The organism is Promicromonospora sp. NPDC059942 (assembly GCF_042731755.1).
Classification (GTDB): Bacteria; Actinomycetota; Actinomycetes; order Actinomycetales; family Cellulomonadaceae; genus Promicromonospora.
Genome location: NZ_JBHWLR010000011.1, coordinates 179553 through 196103 on the forward strand (window position 1 = coordinate 179553; position 16551 = coordinate 196103).

Sequence of the window (16551 nt, forward strand, 5' to 3'; positions counted from 1 at the left end):
TCGTCAGCCCCGCAGACCAAGGAGACCCAGATGCGCACCACGCATGCCGGACGGGCCGCACGGCTGGCCGTCGGCGCGGCCGCCGCCGTCGCCCTCCTCGCCGGATGCTCGACGTCCTCCGGTGCGGACACGTCCGCCGCCCGAACCGACGTGAACTACGCCCTGCCCGCCAACGCGACCCCCAACTGGATCGTGCCGCTGGGCATCGCGGGCAAGCTCGCCACCCACAACTCCGCCATCATGCGCACCCTCTGGGAGCCGCTCGTGGCCTACGACGGCTCCGAGGGCGAGGTGGGGCGCGTGGCCAGCGCCGATCTCGCCGACGAGATCACCTTCTCCGACGACTCCCGCACCGTGACGATCACCCTCGATGACGACCGCACCTGGAGCGACGGCGAGCCCGTCACCTCGGCGGACGTGAAGTTCTGGTTCGACCTCGTCAAGGCGAACACGGACGTCTGGGCCAGCTACTCCGAGGGCCGCATGCCCGACAACGTCACCGAGGTGGCCACACCCGACGAGAAGACCGTCGAGCTCACCTTCGACAAGGTCTACAACCCGGAGTGGCTGCAGGCCTCCCAGCTCACGCTCGTGGTGCCGCTGCCCGCCCACGCCTGGGCCAAGACCGCCGACGACGAGGAGCCCGACCCCGCGCTCGCCGAGACGGAGAAGGGCGCCAAGGCGATCTTCGACTACCTCGTGACGCAGAGCGAGGACCTGGGCACCTACGAGTCCAACCCGCTGTGGCAGACCATCAACGGCCCGTACTCCCTGACCGGGTTCACGGACAGCGGCCAGGTCGAGCTGACGAAGAACGAGAAGTACGACGGCGACGACGCCGCCTCGATCGACACCGTCAACCTGCTGCCGTACACGTCCACCGACGCCGAGGTGAACGCGGTGCGGTCCGGCGCCGTCGACTACGGGTACATCCCGACCACCGGCCTGGACGCGCCGGAGCAGTACGAGTCGCTCGGCTACGCCGTCGAGCCGTGGGCGGGCTGGTCCATCACCTACCTGCCGTACAACTTCAACCACCCCGAGCTCGGTCCGGTCTACCGCCAGCTCTACGTGCGCCAGGCGCTGCAGCACCTCGTGGACCAGGAGCAGATCTCCGACGTCATCTGGAAGGGTGCCGCTCTGCCCGGCTACGGCCCCGTGCCGCAGAACCCCGAGAGCGACTTCCTCTCCGAGGAGCAGAAGACGAACCCGTACCCGTTCGACCCCGAGGCGGCGGCCGCGCTGCTGGCCGACCACGGCTGGACCGCGGGGTCCGACGGCGTGCTGGAGTGCACCAAGCCGGGCGACGGCGACGACGAGTGCGGCAAGGACGTCGAGAAGGGCCAGAAGCTGGCGATCACGATCCTGACGCAGAGCGGCTCGGCCGAGACCGACAACATGTTCGCCGAGATCAAGTCGACCTTCGACCAGGCCGGCGTCTCCGTCACCATCGAGTCGGCGCCGCTGAACACGGTGCTGTCCTCCATCGCCCCGTGCACCGCCGACCAGGCGGACTGCGACTGGGAGCTGCCGTTCTTCGGCACCGCCGGCAGCTGGTACTTCGGCGGCTACCCGAGCGGCGAGCGCGTGTTCGGCACGGGTGCCGCGTCGAACTTCGGCTCGTACTCGGACGACGCGTTCGACACCCTCATGCACGACTCCACCGAGAGCACCGACGCCTCCGTCATGCAGGAGTACTCGAAGTTCGGCGCCGAGAACCTGCCGGTCATGTGGCTGCCGAACCCCGTCTACCAGGTCTCCGTGATCAAGGACGGGCTGGAGGGCACCACGCAGGACCCGCTCGCCAGCTTCCACCCGCAGCGCTGGAGCTGGGCCGGCTGACATGACGACAGCCATCCCCGCGCAGAGCGGGGCCGAGGTCGCCGTGGCGACGCCCACCCGGGCGTCCCGCGGCGGCTTCGGCCGCTTCCTGATCCGCCGCGTGCTCCAGGCGCTCGCCGTGATCCTCGTGGTCAGCGTGATCGTGTTCGCGCTGCTGCACGCGCTGCCGGGCGGTCCCGCCCGCGGCGTCCTCGGCCAGCAGGCCACCCCCGAGCAGATCGCGGCCTTCGAGGCCGCCAACGGCCTGGACCAGCCCGTGGTGCTCCAGTACCTCTCGTTCCTGGGGCGCTCGCTCACGGGCGACCTCGGCGAGTCGTACCTGCTCAACCAGTCGGTCTCCGACGCGATCGCGCTGCGGCTGCCCAAGACGCTGCTGCTGACCGGGCTCTCGCTGGTCGTCGCGGTGCTGATCGCCGTCCCGGCCGGCATCTACCAGGCCGTGCGCCGCAACCGCGCCGTCGACTACTGGCTGTCCACGCTGGCGATCGTCGCCTACTCGACCCCCACGTTCTTCCTCGGGATGCTCCTGATCCTGCTGCTCAGCCAGAACGCCGGGCTGTTCCCCGCGGCGGCGCCACAGGGCACCGGGATCGCCGAGGTGCTGGCGCAGCCCGCCGGGCTGGTGCTGCCCGTGCTGACGGGCGCCGTGCCGATCGTGGCGACGTTCAGCCGCTACATGCGGTCCTCGACCCTCGACAACCTGGGCGAGGACTACGTGCGCACCGCCCGCGCCAAGGGCACCGCCTACCGGCGCGTCGTGCTGCGGCACGTGCTGCGCAACTCGCTCACGCCGGTCGTCGCGATGCTCGGCTACTACCTGCCCGTCATGTTCGGCGGCGCGCTCGTCGTGGAGCAGCTCTTCAACTACCCGGGCATGGGCCTGCTGTTCTGGAGCGCCGCGCAGAGCAGCGACTTCCCGGTGCTGCTGGGCTGCGTGCTCGTCATCTCGGTCGCCACCGTCGTCGGCTCGCTGCTGGCCGACCTGCTCCAGGCCCTCCTGGACCCGCGCACCCGAGGAGGTCTGCGATGACGGGGCTGCGGAGGTTCGCCCGCAACCGGCTCGCGATGGTGGGCGCCGTGGCGCTCGCCGTGCTGGTGCTGTTCGTGCTGATCGGCCCGCTCGTGTACCCCACGGAGCAGGTCGCGACCGACCTCGGCGCCGCCAACCTGCCGCCCGGCGTCGACGGGCACCCGCTCGGCACCGACGCGCTCGGCTACGACAACCTGGGCCGGCTCATGGTGGCCGGCCGGGTGTCGCTCCTGGTCGGCGTGCTGGCCGGGGCGCTCGCGACCGTCGTCGGCACCCTCTGGGGCGCCGTGGCCGGGTACGTGGGCGGCGTCGTGGACGCCGTCATGATGCGCGTGGTCGACGCCGGGATCGCCATCCCCGCGATCTTCCTGCTGCTGGTGCTCTCGACCATCGTGCGGCCGACGGTCGGCATGATGATCGTGGTGCTGGGCCTGGTGTCCTGGCTGGTCCCGGCCCGGCTCATCCGGGCGGAGGCCCTGTCGGTCCGCACACGCGACTACGTGGTGGCGGCCCGCGCGATGGGTGCCACGCACCGCCGCACCGTGCTGACCCACGTCATCCCCAACACCGTGGGCACCGTGGTCGTCAACGCGACCTTCCAGGTGGCCGACGCCATCCTGCTCGTCGCCTACATCAGCTTTCTCGGGATGGGCGTCCAGCCGCCCACGACCGACTGGGGCGCCATGCTCAACGACGGCATCAACTACATCTACCAGGGCGCGTGGTGGCTCATCCTGCCGCCGGGCCTCGCGATCGTGATCGTGGTCTGCGCCCTGAACTTCGTGGGCGACGGGCTGCGGGACGTCGTCGACGTGAAGGGGAGGACCGCATGAGCGACGTCGTCCTGCGCATCGCGGACCTGAACGTCACCTTCTCCACCGACTCCGGGGACGTGCCCGCGGTTCGCGGCATCGACCTGGAGGTACGGCGCGGCCGGGTGGTGGCGCTGGTGGGCGAGTCCGGTTCCGGCAAGAGCGTCACCTCGCTGTCCGTCCTGGGCCTCCTGCCCGGGACGGCGCGCGTCACGGGTTCGGTCGAGCTGGCCGACGGCGACGGCCTGCGCGACGTCGTCACCACGCCCGAGGACCAGCTCGTGGACCTGCGCGGCCGCGTGGCGTCCATGGTGTTCCAGGAGCCGATGACGGCGCTCAACCTGACCATGACCCTGGGCGACCAGGTCGCCGAGGCGGTGCTGAACCACGAGCGCGTGCCGCGCGCCGTCGCCCGCGAGCGGGCCGTGGAGCTGCTGCGGTCGGTGGGCATCCCCGAGCCCGAGCGGCGGGCGGGGCAGTACCCGCACGAGCTGTCCGGCGGGCAACGGCAGCGTGTCGTCATCGCCATCGCGCTGGCCTGCAAGCCGCGGCTGATCGTCGCGGACGAGCCGACCACGGCGCTCGACGTGACGGTGCAGGCCGGGATCCTCGACCTGCTGCGCGAGCTGGTGGCGCAGCACGACACGGCGTTGTTGCTGGTCACGCACAACATGGGCGTGGTGGCCGACCTCGCCGACGAGGTGGCCGTGATGAGCGGCGGCCGGATCGTGGAGCACGGGCCGGTGGAGCAGGTGCTGCTCGCCCCCGCGCACGAGTACACGCGGGCGCTGCTGGACGCGGTGCCGGCGGCGCCGCCGGCGAGCGTGGTTGCCGTGGGTGCCGGGTCTGTCGGTGCCGGTTCTGCCGGGGCTGCGGCGGTCGGCGCGGCTCCTGCCGGGCGGCCGGCCGAAGGCCCGGACGACGACCGCGAGGTCGTGCTCGACCTGCGCGGCGTCAGCCTCGACTACCGGGTGCAGGGCCGCCACGTGCGCGCCGTCGAGCGCCTCGACCTCACCGTGCGCGCGGGCGAGATGCTGGGCCTGGTCGGCGAGTCCGGCTCGGGCAAGTCGACGGCGGGCCGGGCCTGCCTGGGCCTGCTCGCGCCGTCCGAGGGCGAGGTGCTGCTGCTCGGGACGTCCGTCGCCCGGGCGCGCGGCCGGGCGCGCCGGCGCCTGCTGGCCGACGTCGGCGTCGTGTTCCAGGACCCGGGCGGGTCGCTCGACCCGCGCCGGCTGGTGGGCGAGTCGATCGCGGAGCCGCTGGCGATCCACGGCCGGGACGGGCGGCGGCTGTCCCCGGCCGAGAAGCGGGCGCGGGTGCGGGAGCTGCTGGACGCCGTCCGGCTGCCCGCGGGCGCCGAGCGGCGCTATCCGCACGAGTTCTCCGGCGGGCAGCGGCAGCGCATCGGGCTCGCCCGCGCGCTCGCGCTGCGCCCCCGCCTGCTGGTGGCCGACGAGCCGACGAGTGCGCTGGACGTGTCCGTGCAGGCCGAGGTGCTGCAGGTGCTGCGCGACCTGCACGCGGAGCTGGGGTTCGGCTGCCTGTTCATCAGCCACGACCTGGGCGTGGTGCACGAGCTGACCGACCGCGTGGCCGTGCTGCGCTCGGGCCGCCTCGTGGAGAGCGGCGCGACGGCGGAGGTGTTCAGCGCGCCCCGCGAGCTGTACACCGCGGAGCTGCTGGCCTCGGTGCCGACGCCGGACCCGGTGGCGCAGCGGGCACGGCGCGCGGCGCGGCTGCGGCTGGCCTCCGCCGAGGACGTCGCCCCGGCCGCCGGTGCCGCCCGATGACGGACCGGCCCACGGCCGGCGTCGACATCGGGGGCACCAAGATCAAGGCCGCCGTCGTCACGCCCGACGGCGAGGTGCTCGCCTCCGCGACCGCGCCCACGCCGTCGGGCGGCGCGGCGATGCTCGACGTCGCGGCCGACCTGGTGGCGCGCGCGACGGCGTCGGCGGGTGTGCCGGTGGCCGCCGTCGGGGTCGGGGCGGCGGGCGTCGTCGACCCGGTGACGGGCGAGGTGCTCGCGGCGAGCGACTCCTTCGTGGACTGGGTGGGCACGAACCTGCGCTCGGGGCTCGCCGCCCGGACCGGGCTGCCGGTGACCGTCGCGAACGACGTCGACTCGTTCCTCGTGGGCGAGGCGACCTGGGGCGCCGTCCGCGGCGTCCGGTCGGCCGCGGGCATCGCGCTCGGGACCGGCGTCGGGGGAGCGCTGTGGCTGGACGGCACGCTGTACCGCGGCGCGGGCGCGGCCGGGGAGATCGGCCACATGCCCGGGTTCGGCGACGCGCGGTGCACCTGCGGGCAGCGGGGGCACCTGGAGACGCTCGCGTCCGGACGGTCGGTGGAGCGGCGGTACGCGGAGGTGGTCGGGGCGGGCTCGGCCGCGGCGGACGGCGGTGGACCGGACGGCGGGGGGCCGGGCGGCGTCCGTGCCGCGGAGATCGAGGCCCGCGCGCGGGCCGGCGACGAGGCGGCGCTCCGGGTGCTCGCCGACGCCGGCCTCGCGGTCGGGTCGGCGGTGCTGGTGCTCGCGGCGCTGCTCGACGTCGGGCACGTGGTGGTGGGCGGCGGGTTGGCCCACGCCTGGGACCTGCTGGAACCCGCGATCCGGGCCCGGCTGGACGACGAGCCGCCGGTCTCGGGGCACACGGTCGAGGTGCGTCGTGCCGTCCTGGGCGGCGACGCGACGGTGGTGGGCGCGGCGGCGCTCGCCCGGCCCTAGCGGGCGGCGCACATGACATCGGTCCGTTGCGTTGAGATCGGTCCAGCGATGGACCGATCTCAACGCAGGGGACCGATCTCGGTGAGTTCGGTCGGTTGCCCCACACACACGGACGGCGCCCGGCCGCGGTGAGCGGTCGGGCGCCGTCGGGTGGCTGCCTGGGGGGATCAGGCGGCGGTGGTGACCTCGATGCGCTGCGGCGTGGTGCCGGCGAAGACGCCCGGCACGGTGACCGTCAGCACGCCCGCGTCGTAGGACGCGCGGACGACGTCGCCGTCCACGGCCTTGGGCAGCGTGACGACGCGGCGGAAGGAACCGAAGCGGACCTCCGAGATACGGCGGCCCTCGGACTCCTCCGAGCGCTGGTCCTTGCGCTCGCCGCGGACGACGAGCTTGCGGCCCTCGACCTCGACGGTGATGTCGTCGGCCGGGTTCACGCCCGGCAGGTCGAGACGGGCGACGAGGTCCTCGCCCTCACGGTAGACGTCGGCCGCGGGCACGACGCCCTCGGAGACGCCGAGCTGCTGGCTCCACGGCTCGCGCAGCCAGGTGCTGGCGAACGGGGAACGGGTAAGAACGGTGGTCATGATGTCCTCCTCCGGACGGGTCTGATGACGGGTACAACCTGAGTCGACCCGACTCAATTTCCGGGTTCGCCGACGGCGGACGTGGCCCCTCCCGCGCCCCGTGTCAGTGGCTGGTGATCGTCAGGCTCGCGTCGTCCGGGCCCACGACGACGTCGGCCGTGCCGCCGACCGGGATCGTGAGCAACGGGCTGGTGTGCCCGAGGTCGACGCCCGCCAGCACCGGCTTGCCGGCCAGCGCGGGTTGGCGCGCGACGATCTCGTCGAGCGCCGCACGCGTCATGCCCGTGGCGGCCTGGAACCGGCCGACCACCAGGCCGGTCACCCCGGCGGCGTCGGGCAGCTGGAGCAGGGAGGTGAGGTTGCGCGCGAAGGCGACCGTGTTGGACTCGAAGTCGTCCTCCACGAAGAGCAGCGCGCCGTCGAGCGACGGCATGTTCGCGGTGCCCTGGAGCAGGTTGAGGGTGCAGAGGTTGCCGCCCACGATCCGGCCCGACGCCTGCCCCGGGCGCAGCCGCCACCAGCCCTCGTTGGTCACGGGGGTGCGGGCGTCCTGGTCGAGGAACCAGAGGTCGTCCGTCCAGGCCGCGGAGGGCTCGACGGCGATCGGGGCGTCGTCGGTCACCGCGGCGCGGAACCAGTCGCCGGTGGGCTCGAAGTGGTCGCGCATGCCCCAGCTCGACCAGTGCGGGCCGGAATAGGTGATCAGGCCCGTGCGGGCGAGGATCGCGTTCTGCAGCGCCGTGATGTCCGAGTAGCCGCAGAACACCTTGGGGTGCGCGGCGATCAGGTCGAAGTCGAGGTAGGGGAGCAGCTCGTTGCTGTTGAACCCGCCGATGACCGTGAGGATGCCGGCGACCGAGGGGTCGGCGAACGCGGCGTGCAGGTCGGCGACGCGGTGCTCGATCGAGGAGCTGCGGAACTGGTCGTCCTCGTCGACGTGCTCGCCGAACGTCAGCGTGAGTCCCATGGCGGCGAACCGCTCGTCGATCCAGCGGGTGTTGTCGTGCTCCATGACCATCGCCCGCGACCTGGCGGGAGCGATGACGCGGACGGTGTCGCCGGAGCGGAGCCGGGGCGGGACGATGGTTGCGTGCGCTGACATGACCGCAGCCTAGGACGGCGCCGCCGTCGTCGGCCCCGGATTTCTGCGAACAGATCTCCCGCGAACTGGAGGACGCCGTGCGCGCGACACACATCATGCCCAACCTTCGGGTGGCCGACGTGGCGGCAGCGAAGGACTTCTACACCGGCTACCTCGGGCTGAGCACCGAGGAGTTCGACCTGGGCTGGGTGGCCCGGTGCACCTCGCCCGAGACGGGGGCGATCGTCCAGCTCGTCACCCGCGACGCGACCTCGCCCGAGGACGCGGTCGTCTCGGTCCACACGCCCGACGTCGACGCCGCGTACGAGGAGGCCAGGCGGCTCGGCTACGAGATCGTGCACCCGCTGACCCAGGAGTCCTGGGGCGTGCGCCGGTTCCTCGTCCGGGCGCCGGACGGCAACGTGATCAACGTGGTGCACCACCCGGACTGAGGAGGGCGGCCAGCAGAAGGTCCGTGACGGCCGGCAGGATCTGCTCGATGTCCGCGCCGGAGGCCGTGCGTTCGGCGCCCGCGCGCACGATGCCGCTCAGCAGGTGCGTGGTGAGCGCGACGTCGCCGACGGGGCGGAAGGTGCCCTCGTCGACGCCGTCGCGCAGGACCTGCTCCACGGCGGCGGCGACCTGGGCGAAGGGGCCCTCCGGGTGCTCCAGCACGTCCTGCGGCATCGCCGTGGCGGGCGAGTGCAGCATCAGGCGCACCGCCGGGGTGTCGAAGGAGCGCATCAGCGTGTCCACGATCTGCGCCAGGCGCCGCGGGGCCGGTTCGGGCCCCGCGGCGATCTCGTCGATCCGGGCCAGGATGTCGCGGCTGGCGTGCTGGGCGATCTTGGCGGCCAGCGCCGTCTTGTCCTTGGCGTAGTTGTAGATCGTGTTGCGGGCGATCCCCGCGCGGGCGGCCACGTGCCCGAGGTTGAAGCCGTCGTAGCCGCGCTCGGCGAGCAGGGCCCCCATCGCCTCGGTCAGGTCGGACCAGACCTGCTCGTGGTGGGCCTGGAACGTGGGGCCCTTGATCCGTGGCATGCGCCCAGTATCACCTGCCCGCGCCGGCGTCGGCCGTGGCCTTTGCGCCGCCCGCCGGGGTCCCGCCCGCCTCCGCGCCGCGCGCGGTCTTGCGGTTCGTGAGGCGTCCGACGGCGCCGAGGCCCGCCAGGACCACGGCGCGCACACGCTCGGCGACCGGCCCCGAGGGGACGAAGAGCTGCTGCATGAGCCGGGCGCGGCGCTGGTGGCCGGTGATCGTGGGGCGGAGGCCCGCCTCCCAGGCGGCCAGCGCGGCGTGCAGGTCCTCGGGGTGCTCGCGCAGGGCCTGGCCCAGGTCGGCGCCGCCGCGCATCGCCATGCTGGAGCCCATGCCGGAGTAGAGGTTCAGGCACCAGGCCGCGTCCCCGACGAGGACGACCCGGCCGGAGCGCCAGGACGGCATCTTCACCTGGTTGACCGAGTCGAACAGGAAGTGCGGGGCCTTCTCCAGCTGGTCCAGGACGTGGGCAACGGACGGGTGGTCCATGCCCGCGTAGACCTCACGCAGGGTCTCGGCCGGCGGCCGGGTGAACTGCGCGTCCACGTCCTGGGTGCGGTAGGTCAGCAGCGCGGTGGGGGTGCGGTCGGCGAACCCGAAGACCCAGGCCGCCCGGCGGGAGCGCGCGTCGATGCTGCCGTCCTCGGGCCCGAGCCCGGGCACCTGCTCGTCCAGCTCGAAGGCGCAGATGATGGCCGCCCACTGGTCCAGGTAGTCCTCGTCCGGTCCGAATGCCAGCCTGCGGACGCCCGAGCGGACGCCGTCGGCGCCCACGACCAGGGCGAACTCCTCCACGGACTCGGCCCCGGTGGGCTCGTGCAGCAGGCGGACCCGCGCCGCGTCCGGGGTCTGCTCGATGCCGACAGGGCGGGTGCCGAACCGGACCTCCGCCCCGCCGAGGTCGTCGAGGGTGCGCCACAGCGCGTCCTCGATGTCCCCGCGCACCACCGCGTAGGGGCCGCCCGGGCGGTCGAGGAACCCGGCGCCGGGCCGGGCCCGGCCGGACCGGCTCACGGTCCAGTCCTTGCCGTCGACGGGGTTGCGCACGTGCAGGTTGTCGGTCGCGCCCAGGTCCGCGAGGGCCGTCTTGCCGTCCGGGAAGATCCCGACGAAGTACCCGCCGGTGCGCCGCTCGGGGGAGCGTTCGACGACGACGGGCTCCCAGCCCGCCCGGCGCAGCCCGATCGCCGTCGCGATGCCGGCGATCCCGAGGCCCACCACGAGCGCGCGCCTGTCCTGTTGTGTCATCGGAGCTCCTCCCCAAGTTGCGACAACTTGTCGCAAGAAGAAGTTACGACAACCTGTCGTAATTATGGAAGAGGGCGCGGCTGTGACCCAGGACACCGGGGGCCGTGCGAGCGCGATCATGCGAGCGCGATCGGCCGAGCGCCGTCGGCCGAATGGGTCGGTCGAGCGGGGTCGGTTAGGCATGGCCTGCCAGCAGGACCAGCCGAGCAGGACCAGCCGAGCGGGGCCGTTCAGGCCGCCGTTGCGGCCTCAGCCGTGGATCGGGCCGTCCGTCTCGCGCAGGGGACGGGCCGTGGCGCCCGAGCGGGCCGCGATCAGCTCGGCGACGATCGACACGGCGGTCTCGTCCGGCGTGCGCGCGCCCAGGTCCAGCCCGATCGGGCTGTGCAGCCGGTTCAGCGCGGCGCGCGGGACGCCGTCCTCGACCAGGCGGGCCGCACGCTCGGCGTGCGCCCGGCGGGAGCCCATGGCGCCCACGTATGTGCCGTCCGGCAGGTCGGTGAGCGCCGTGTGCAGCAGGGGCACGTCGAACTTGGCGTCATGGGTGAGCACGCAGACGGCGTCGCGCGCGGAGACGCAGCCAGCCGCGATCTCGGCGGCCAGGTACCGGTGCGGCCACTCGGTCACCACCTCGTCGGCCTCCGGGAAGCGGGCCGGCGTGGCGAACACCGGGCGGGCGTCGCAGACCGTGACCCGGTACCCGAGCAGCCGGCCGGCCCGCGCCAGCGCCGCCGCGAAGTCGATCGCGCCGAACACCAGTAGCCGCGGCGGCGGCGCGAACACCTGGAGGAACACCCGCGTGCCCGTGCCGGTGCGCTCGCCGTGCGGCCCGTACTCCCGCAGGGCGGAGGCACCGGCAGCGACCTGCCCGACGGCGTCCGCGGTCACCGCCGCGTCCAGGCCGGGGTCCCCGAGGGTCCCGTCCGGGCCGTCCGCGCCGGCCCCGGGAACGACCAGGTGCCGGCCAAGCGCGCCGCCGTCACCGACCCGCGCGCCGCCGTCACCGACCCGCGCCCCGCCGTCGCCGGCAGCCGCCCCGCCGCCGCCGTCACCCCCGCCCCCGTCCGCCCCCACGACCGTGGCGAGGCACACGCCCGACGGCGCCCCACCGCCGTCGGGCGACGAGGCCCTCAGCACTCGCCGGGCGAACGAGCCGAAGCCCGGCCAGGTCGCCCGGGACAGGGGAGCGACGAAGACCTCGATGGTCCCGCCGCAGGTCAGGCCCACGTCGAAGGCGTCGTCGTCGGTGACGCCGTAGCGGGCCGCCACGGGACGGCCGGTCTCGGCGACCTCCAGGCCGAGGTCGTACACGGCGCCCTCGACGCACCCGCCGGACACCGACCCGATCGCCTCGCCGCCCGGGCCGACGGCCATCGCGGCCCCCGGCTCGCGCGGCGCGGACCGGAACGTGCGCATCACCGTGGCCACGGCCGCGCGCTCGTCGGCGCGCCACCAGTCGAGCAGCTGCGGCAGCAGATCCCGCATCCCGGCTCCCTCCTCCGCGCGAACGCGCGAACCCTCCGCGCGAGCGCGAACCCTCCGCGCGAACCCTTCTCCTGCCAGGTTCTCACTTCCGTGTCACGCGCCGAGGTCGCCCAGGTAACCGGTACGTCTGTCCCGTCGCGGGGTTCGGGGCGATGATGGGGAGATCGCAACGACGCGAGGAGGACCCCATGAAAGCAGCAGTGGGCGACCGGATCGTCACCGCTTCCGGAGTGGTCGGCGGCGTGGTGCGGGACGGCGTGGTGACCGAGTGCCCCCATGGCGACGGATCGCCGCCGTACCGGGTGCGCTGGTCCGACACGGGCGAGGAGACGCTCGTCTACCCGGGCGGGGACACGTACGTGGACGCGCAGGTCGAGGCGGGCTCGGGCGCCTGGGCGGAGGCCCGGCGCGGGCGCGCGCTCACCTGGGACGTGCGGATCACCGTGGTCGAGGCCGCGGGCAGCACGACGGCGGAGGCCACCGTGATGAACGGTCCGCCCGACGCCCTGCGCGGTGTCGGGCACGCCAGGAAGTCACCCGACGACGACGAGGTGCCGCTGATCGGCGACGAGATAGCCGCCGGCCGGGCGCTCCGCCGGCTCGCGGACCGCCTGCTCGCCGTGGCCGAGGCCGACGTCTCCGCGGCGGTCGGGCACAAGGCGCACCTGCACCGGTGACCGGGCCTACGCCAGGATCCCCGACGCGTCGAGCGCCGCGCGCACCTCCGGGTCGAGCCACGGCTCCACGCCCGCCCAGCTGGTGCGCCACGAGACGCCGGTGATCCGGGTGCCGTCGGGGAACGTCTCGATGTAGTCGGCCTGCAGCACGCCGTGCTCGTCGCACCAGAAGGCGTTCGCGGGGCTGCCGTCCAGGAGCTGGTCGATGCGCATCGCGGAGACCGAGACGCCGTCGGGCAGCACGAGCGGCTGGGTGTCGGTGCGCACCAGCAGCGCGTGCTGCGTGCGCGCGGGATCGGTGTCGTCGAGCTGGGTGTACTCGACCCAGGAGCCGACGGTCGCGAGCTCCAGCACCAGCAGGTACCGGGCGAACGAGGGCACGCCGTCCCCGACACCCGGCGGCAGGTCGGCGCGCTCGAACGCGACGTCCACACCGCCCGGCTCGCGCTGGTGCGACCAGCGCACCCAGCGCCGCACATCCCCCTCGTACTCCACGCGGTGGCGGGCCCGCAGCACGACGTCGGGCATCGGGCGCATCGCCAGCACCGAATCGAGCACCCGGAGGCCGTCCGCGGTCTCGGACTCGCGGCGCACCAGGGCGCCGTCGGGGGTGGTCCCGTTGTTGCTCAGCGCCTGGATGTACATGGCCGATCCTCCGGTGCGGCGGGGGTTCCCGCGCCAGGGTAACCGCCGACCGGGGCCGCTCGCCGGGTAGGTTGCGGACATGAGCGAGCGCGTGGACGTGGAACAGCACCGGGCCGACGTCGCGGGGCTGCTCGCGGCGTTCGTCGAGCGGCCCGTCGAGGAGGTGCCCCTCGACGGCGACGTGCTGGGCCGCGTGCTGGCGCGTGACGTCGTGGCCCCCGAACCGCTGCCGCGGTTCCGCAACTCGCAGATGGACGGCTTCGCGGTCCGCGCCGCCGACGTCGCCGCGGCCACCCCGGACGCGCCGGTCACGCTGCCTGTGGCGGGCGACGTCGCCGCCGCCCCGGGCGACCCGGCCCCCCTGGCGCCGGGCACGGCCGTACGGATCATGACCGGCGCCCCCGTCCCCGCCGGCGCGGACGCCGTGGTCCCCGTCGAGGACACCGACCACGGCACCTTCAACCGGGTCGCGACAGCCCCGGCGGCGCCCCCGTCCCCGGCGGCCACCGCGAACCGCGTCGCGGTGGCGCGCGGCCGGGCGGCCGGCGAGTTCGTCCGGGAGCCCGGGTCCGACGTCGCCGCCGGCACCGTCGTGCTCCCGATCGGCACGGTGCTCGCACCCCACCACGTGGCGGCCGCCGCCGCGTGCGGCGTCGCCCGCCTCGCGCTCGTCGCCCCGGTCACGGTCGCGGTCGTCTCCACGGGCAGCGAGCTCGTCGGGCCGGAGAGCGAGCCCGGCCCCGGCCAGATCTTCGACGCCAACGGCCCGGCGCTCGCGGCCGCGGTCCGGGCGGCCGGCGGGCGCGTGGGTCTGCGGCTGTCCCTGCCCGACGACCCCGAGGCGGTGCGCGCCGGCCTGGAGCGCGCGGCGGCGCTCTGCGACCTGGTGCTCACCACGGGTGGCGTGAGCCAGGGCGCCTACGAGGTGGTCAAGGACGCCCTGCCGGAGGTCACCTTCCGCTCCGTGGCCATGCAGCCCGGCGGCCCGCAGGGCCTCGGCCGGGTCGGCCGCACGCCGCTGCTCGCCTTCCCCGGCAACCCGGTCAGCGCGCAGGTCTCGTTCGTCGTGTTCCTCCGGGAGATCCTGCGGGCGGCCGCGGGCCTGCCGCCCGTGGACCGGGTGTCGGCGGTGCTCGACGACGCGGTGGTCTCGCCCGCGGGCCGGCGGCAGCTCCTGCGCGGCCGCCGGGTGCGGACGGCCGGGCCGGGCGTCTCGGCGGGTACGCCGCCGCACGTCGCCGTCGTCGGCGGGCCCGGCTCGCACCTCGTGGCGTCGATGGCCGCCGCGGACGTGCTGATCGACGTGCCCGCGGCCGCGACTACGCTCGAACCGGGTGCCGAGGTGGCCGTGTGGCCGCTGTGACGCCGCACCCGACGGAGAGGGACCGGTGAGGGAGCACGTGATGGACGACGCGGGGTCGGCAGGAACGGTGCCGGCAGAGGTCGTGCGCGTGACGCAGGAGGTGCTGGACGACGCCGTCGGGCGCGCGGTCGAGGCCGCCGTCGCGGCGCCGGAGTGCGGCGCCGTGGTCACGTTCCGCGGCGTAGTGCGGGACGACGACGGGGGCCGCGACGTGGTCAGCCTCGACTACGAGGCGCACCCCGACGCCACCGCCGTCCTGCAAAAAGTGTGCCAGGCGGTGGCCGCCGAGACGGGCCTGCGCGTCGCCGCGACGCACCGCTACGGGCACCTCGTGGTCGGGGACGTCGCGCTCGTCGCGTCCGCGTCGGCCGGGCACCGCAAGGAGGCCTTCGAGGCGTGCTCCCTGCTGGTGGAGCGCATCAAGGCCGAGGTGCCGATCTGGAAGAAGCAGCAGTTCACGGACGGCGAGTCCGAGTGGGTCGGTCTGTAACGATCCGCCGGACCCGGGTGACCGCCCGGCCGACCGTGCGCGGGATGCTCGCGGGCAGCAGCTCGGGGAGCCGGGCGACGCGGCCGGGGAGCGTCAGGCTGGGCTTCGTCAGGCCGGACCTCGACAGGCCGGGCAGGTTGAGGCTCGGCAGGTTCAGGCTGGACAGGCTCGGCAGCGTCGGAAGAGTGGGCAGCGTCAGGCTGGGCACGGTCAGGCTCGGCATGCTCAGCCCGGTCAGGCCGAGGCTCGGCAGCCGGTGCATCCCGCGCACCCAGATGCGCTCGCGCACCGGCGGGGGCGGCACGTCGAGCCGGTCGTAGAACGCCTCGGCGCAGGCCCGCCAGGAGAACAGCTCCGCGTACCGGCGCGTCTGCTCGCGGGAGCACGCCAGCGCCGCGAGGCAGGCCGCGCGCAGGTCGTCGTCGACGGCGCCCGCGCCGGAGCCCGGGATGAGGTCGCGGGGACCCGGCGCGTCGAAGCCGGCCACGGGCGTGCCCGAGGCCATGGCCTCCAGGATGACCAGGCCGAACGTGTCGGTACGGCTCGGGAAGACGAGCACGTCGGCGTCGGCGAAGTGCTGGGCCAGGTCGTCGCCCGAGCGGCGGCCCCGGAAGTGGGCGCCGGGGTGGGCGGCCTCCAGGTCGGCGCGGGCCGGGCCGTCGCCCACCACCACCTTGGAGCCCGGCAGGTCCAGGTCGAGGAACGCCTCGACGTTCTTCTCCACTGCCAGCCGCCCCACGTACAGGAAGACGGGCCCGGGCAGGTCGCGGTAGACGCCGGTCCCCGTGGTCCCGGCCGGAGTGGTCCCGGCCGGAGTGGTCCCGGTCCCGGCGGCGGCCCGACGGCGGGGGTGGAACTGCTCGGTGTCCACGCCCAGGCTCCACGGCGTGACGTTCCGGATGCGCCACTGGGTGAGCTGCTCGCGCATGGTCGGCGTCGCCACCAGCACCGCCCCGGACTTGTCGTGGAACTTGCGCACGTAGCGGTAGCCCGCCCACAGCGGGATCCACGACCAGCGCGCGCTCACGTACTCGGGGAACTGCGTGTGGTAGCTGGACGTGAACGGGAAACCGAAGTGGTCGCAGACGGCGCGCGCGTACCAGCCGAGCGGACCCTCGGTGGCGATGTGCACGGCGTCGGGCGCGAACTCCAGGAAGCGCCGCTCCACGTCGTCGCGCGCCATGATCGGCACCCGGATCTCGGAGTAGGTGATCAGGGGGATCGTCCGGTAGCCGTCCCACGGCGTGACCACCTCGACCGCGCAGCCCATCCGGCGCAGCTCGGCCACGGTGCGCGAGAGCGCCGTGGCGACACCGTTCACCTGCGGTTCCCAGGCGTCGGTGACGATCATGATCCGCTGCGGCCGCTCGGTCGCTGTCAGCACGGCGCGATTCAACCACGTTCCGGGGGACGCGGGGAACAACCGGGGGCGGGGGGGGGAAGGGGGGGGGGGGGGGGGAGTCGGTTGTTGTGTTTGGGGGGGGGGGGAAGAGTTCGGTTTTCGTCGTTCCTGTGTATGAGGGC

General features: G+C 74.2%; 16 protein-coding genes. 9 read left to right on the forward strand and 7 right to left on the reverse strand.

Going from position 1 to position 16551, the window contains the following annotated elements:
• The first annotated feature begins 30 nt into the window (after positions 1–30).
• From ACFV9Q_RS18910 to ACFV9Q_RS18930, 5 genes are read left to right on the forward strand one after another with little or no spacing between them, the layout of a single operon-like run.
• A complete protein-coding gene (locus tag ACFV9Q_RS18910) occupies positions 31–1842 on the forward strand; it encodes a peptide ABC transporter substrate-binding protein (RefSeq protein WP_377235653.1) in 1812 nt (603 codons plus the stop codon).
• A 1-nt stretch (position 1843) separates the two neighbouring features.
• Positions 1844–2872, forward strand: a complete 1029-nt coding sequence (locus ACFV9Q_RS18915; protein WP_377235654.1) for an ABC transporter permease — start codon at positions 1844–1846, stop codon at positions 2870–2872.
• A complete protein-coding gene (locus tag ACFV9Q_RS18920) occupies positions 2869–3705 on the forward strand; it encodes an ABC transporter permease (protein ID WP_377230075.1) in 837 nt (278 codons plus the stop codon). The genes ACFV9Q_RS18915 and ACFV9Q_RS18920 overlap by 4 nt, the downstream gene beginning before the upstream one ends.
• Entirely contained in the window at positions 3702–5474 is a 1773-nt protein-coding gene (locus ACFV9Q_RS18925; protein WP_377235655.1) for a dipeptide ABC transporter ATP-binding protein, read from the forward strand. The genes ACFV9Q_RS18920 and ACFV9Q_RS18925 overlap by 4 nt, the downstream gene beginning before the upstream one ends.
• Complete coding sequence (locus tag ACFV9Q_RS18930; protein WP_377235656.1) at positions 5471–6412, forward strand: ROK family protein; 942 nt, start codon at positions 5471–5473, stop codon at positions 6410–6412. Before ACFV9Q_RS18925 ends, ACFV9Q_RS18930 begins: the two co-directional genes overlap by 4 nt.
• 167 nt (positions 6413–6579) lie before the next feature.
• Here ACFV9Q_RS18930 and ACFV9Q_RS18935 read toward each other — a convergent pair whose 3' ends face one another.
• Together ACFV9Q_RS18935 and ACFV9Q_RS18940 are read right to left on the reverse strand one after the other, a co-directional pair.
• A complete protein-coding gene (locus ACFV9Q_RS18935; RefSeq protein WP_285102515.1) occupies positions 6580–6999 on the reverse strand; it encodes an Hsp20/alpha crystallin family protein in 420 nt (139 codons plus the stop codon).
• Between the two features lie 103 nt (positions 7000–7102).
• Complete coding sequence (locus tag ACFV9Q_RS18940; RefSeq protein WP_377235657.1) at positions 7103–8101, reverse strand: S66 peptidase family protein; 999 nt, start codon at positions 8099–8101, stop codon at positions 7103–7105.
• A gap of 77 nt (positions 8102–8178) precedes the next feature.
• Between ACFV9Q_RS18940 and ACFV9Q_RS18945 the strand changes: the two genes are divergently transcribed.
• Positions 8179–8532, forward strand: coding sequence for a VOC family protein (locus ACFV9Q_RS18945; RefSeq protein ID WP_377235658.1), 354 nt, complete (start codon positions 8179–8181; stop codon positions 8530–8532).
• Here ACFV9Q_RS18945 and ACFV9Q_RS18950 read toward each other — a convergent pair.
• From ACFV9Q_RS18950 to ACFV9Q_RS18960, 3 genes are all read right to left on the reverse strand, one after another.
• Positions 8507–9121, reverse strand: a complete 615-nt coding sequence (locus ACFV9Q_RS18950; RefSeq protein ID WP_377235659.1) for a TetR/AcrR family transcriptional regulator — start codon at positions 9119–9121, stop codon at positions 8507–8509. The two genes, ACFV9Q_RS18945 and ACFV9Q_RS18950, sit on opposite strands and share 26 nt — an antisense overlap.
• A gap of 10 nt (positions 9122–9131) precedes the next feature.
• Entirely contained in the window at positions 9132–10367 is a 1236-nt protein-coding gene (locus ACFV9Q_RS18955; RefSeq protein ID WP_377235660.1) for an FAD-dependent monooxygenase, read from the reverse strand.
• Positions 10368–10616: 249 nt separating this feature from the next.
• A complete protein-coding gene (locus ACFV9Q_RS18960) occupies positions 10617–11852 on the reverse strand; it encodes an XdhC family protein (protein WP_377235661.1) in 1236 nt (411 codons plus the stop codon).
• 188 nt (positions 11853–12040) lie between these two features.
• On the opposite strand from ACFV9Q_RS18960, the gene ACFV9Q_RS18965 reads away from it, so the two are divergent.
• Positions 12041–12529 (forward strand): dsRBD fold-containing protein, encoded by a 489-nt coding sequence (locus ACFV9Q_RS18965; protein ID WP_377231456.1) that lies wholly within the window; start codon positions 12041–12043, stop codon positions 12527–12529.
• 6 nt (positions 12530–12535) lie between these two features.
• Here ACFV9Q_RS18965 and ACFV9Q_RS18970 read toward each other — a convergent pair whose 3' ends face one another.
• Positions 12536–13174, reverse strand: a complete 639-nt coding sequence (locus ACFV9Q_RS18970; protein WP_377235662.1) for a hypothetical protein — start codon at positions 13172–13174, stop codon at positions 12536–12538.
• 79 nt (positions 13175–13253) lie between these two features.
• Here ACFV9Q_RS18970 and glp point away from each other — a divergent pair, with 79 nt between their 5' ends.
• Positions 13254–14537 carry a gephyrin-like molybdotransferase Glp gene (glp, locus tag ACFV9Q_RS18975; RefSeq protein ID WP_377235663.1) on the forward strand — a complete coding sequence of 428 codons (1284 nt, stop codon included), beginning with the start codon at positions 13254–13256 and terminating at the stop codon, positions 14535–14537.
• A gap of 40 nt (positions 14538–14577) precedes the next feature.
• Positions 14578–15027 (forward strand): molybdenum cofactor biosynthesis protein MoaE, encoded by a 450-nt coding sequence (locus tag ACFV9Q_RS18980; RefSeq protein WP_377235670.1) that lies wholly within the window; start codon positions 14578–14580, stop codon positions 15025–15027.
• On the opposite strand, the gene ACFV9Q_RS18985 is transcribed toward ACFV9Q_RS18980, so the two are convergent.
• Positions 14993–16411 carry a glycosyltransferase family 4 protein gene (locus tag ACFV9Q_RS18985; RefSeq protein ID WP_377235664.1) on the reverse strand — a complete coding sequence of 473 codons (1419 nt, stop codon included), beginning with the start codon at positions 16409–16411 and terminating at the stop codon, positions 14993–14995. The genes ACFV9Q_RS18980 and ACFV9Q_RS18985 overlap by 35 nt on opposite strands.
• Between the last annotated feature and the right edge of the window lie 140 nt (positions 16412–16551).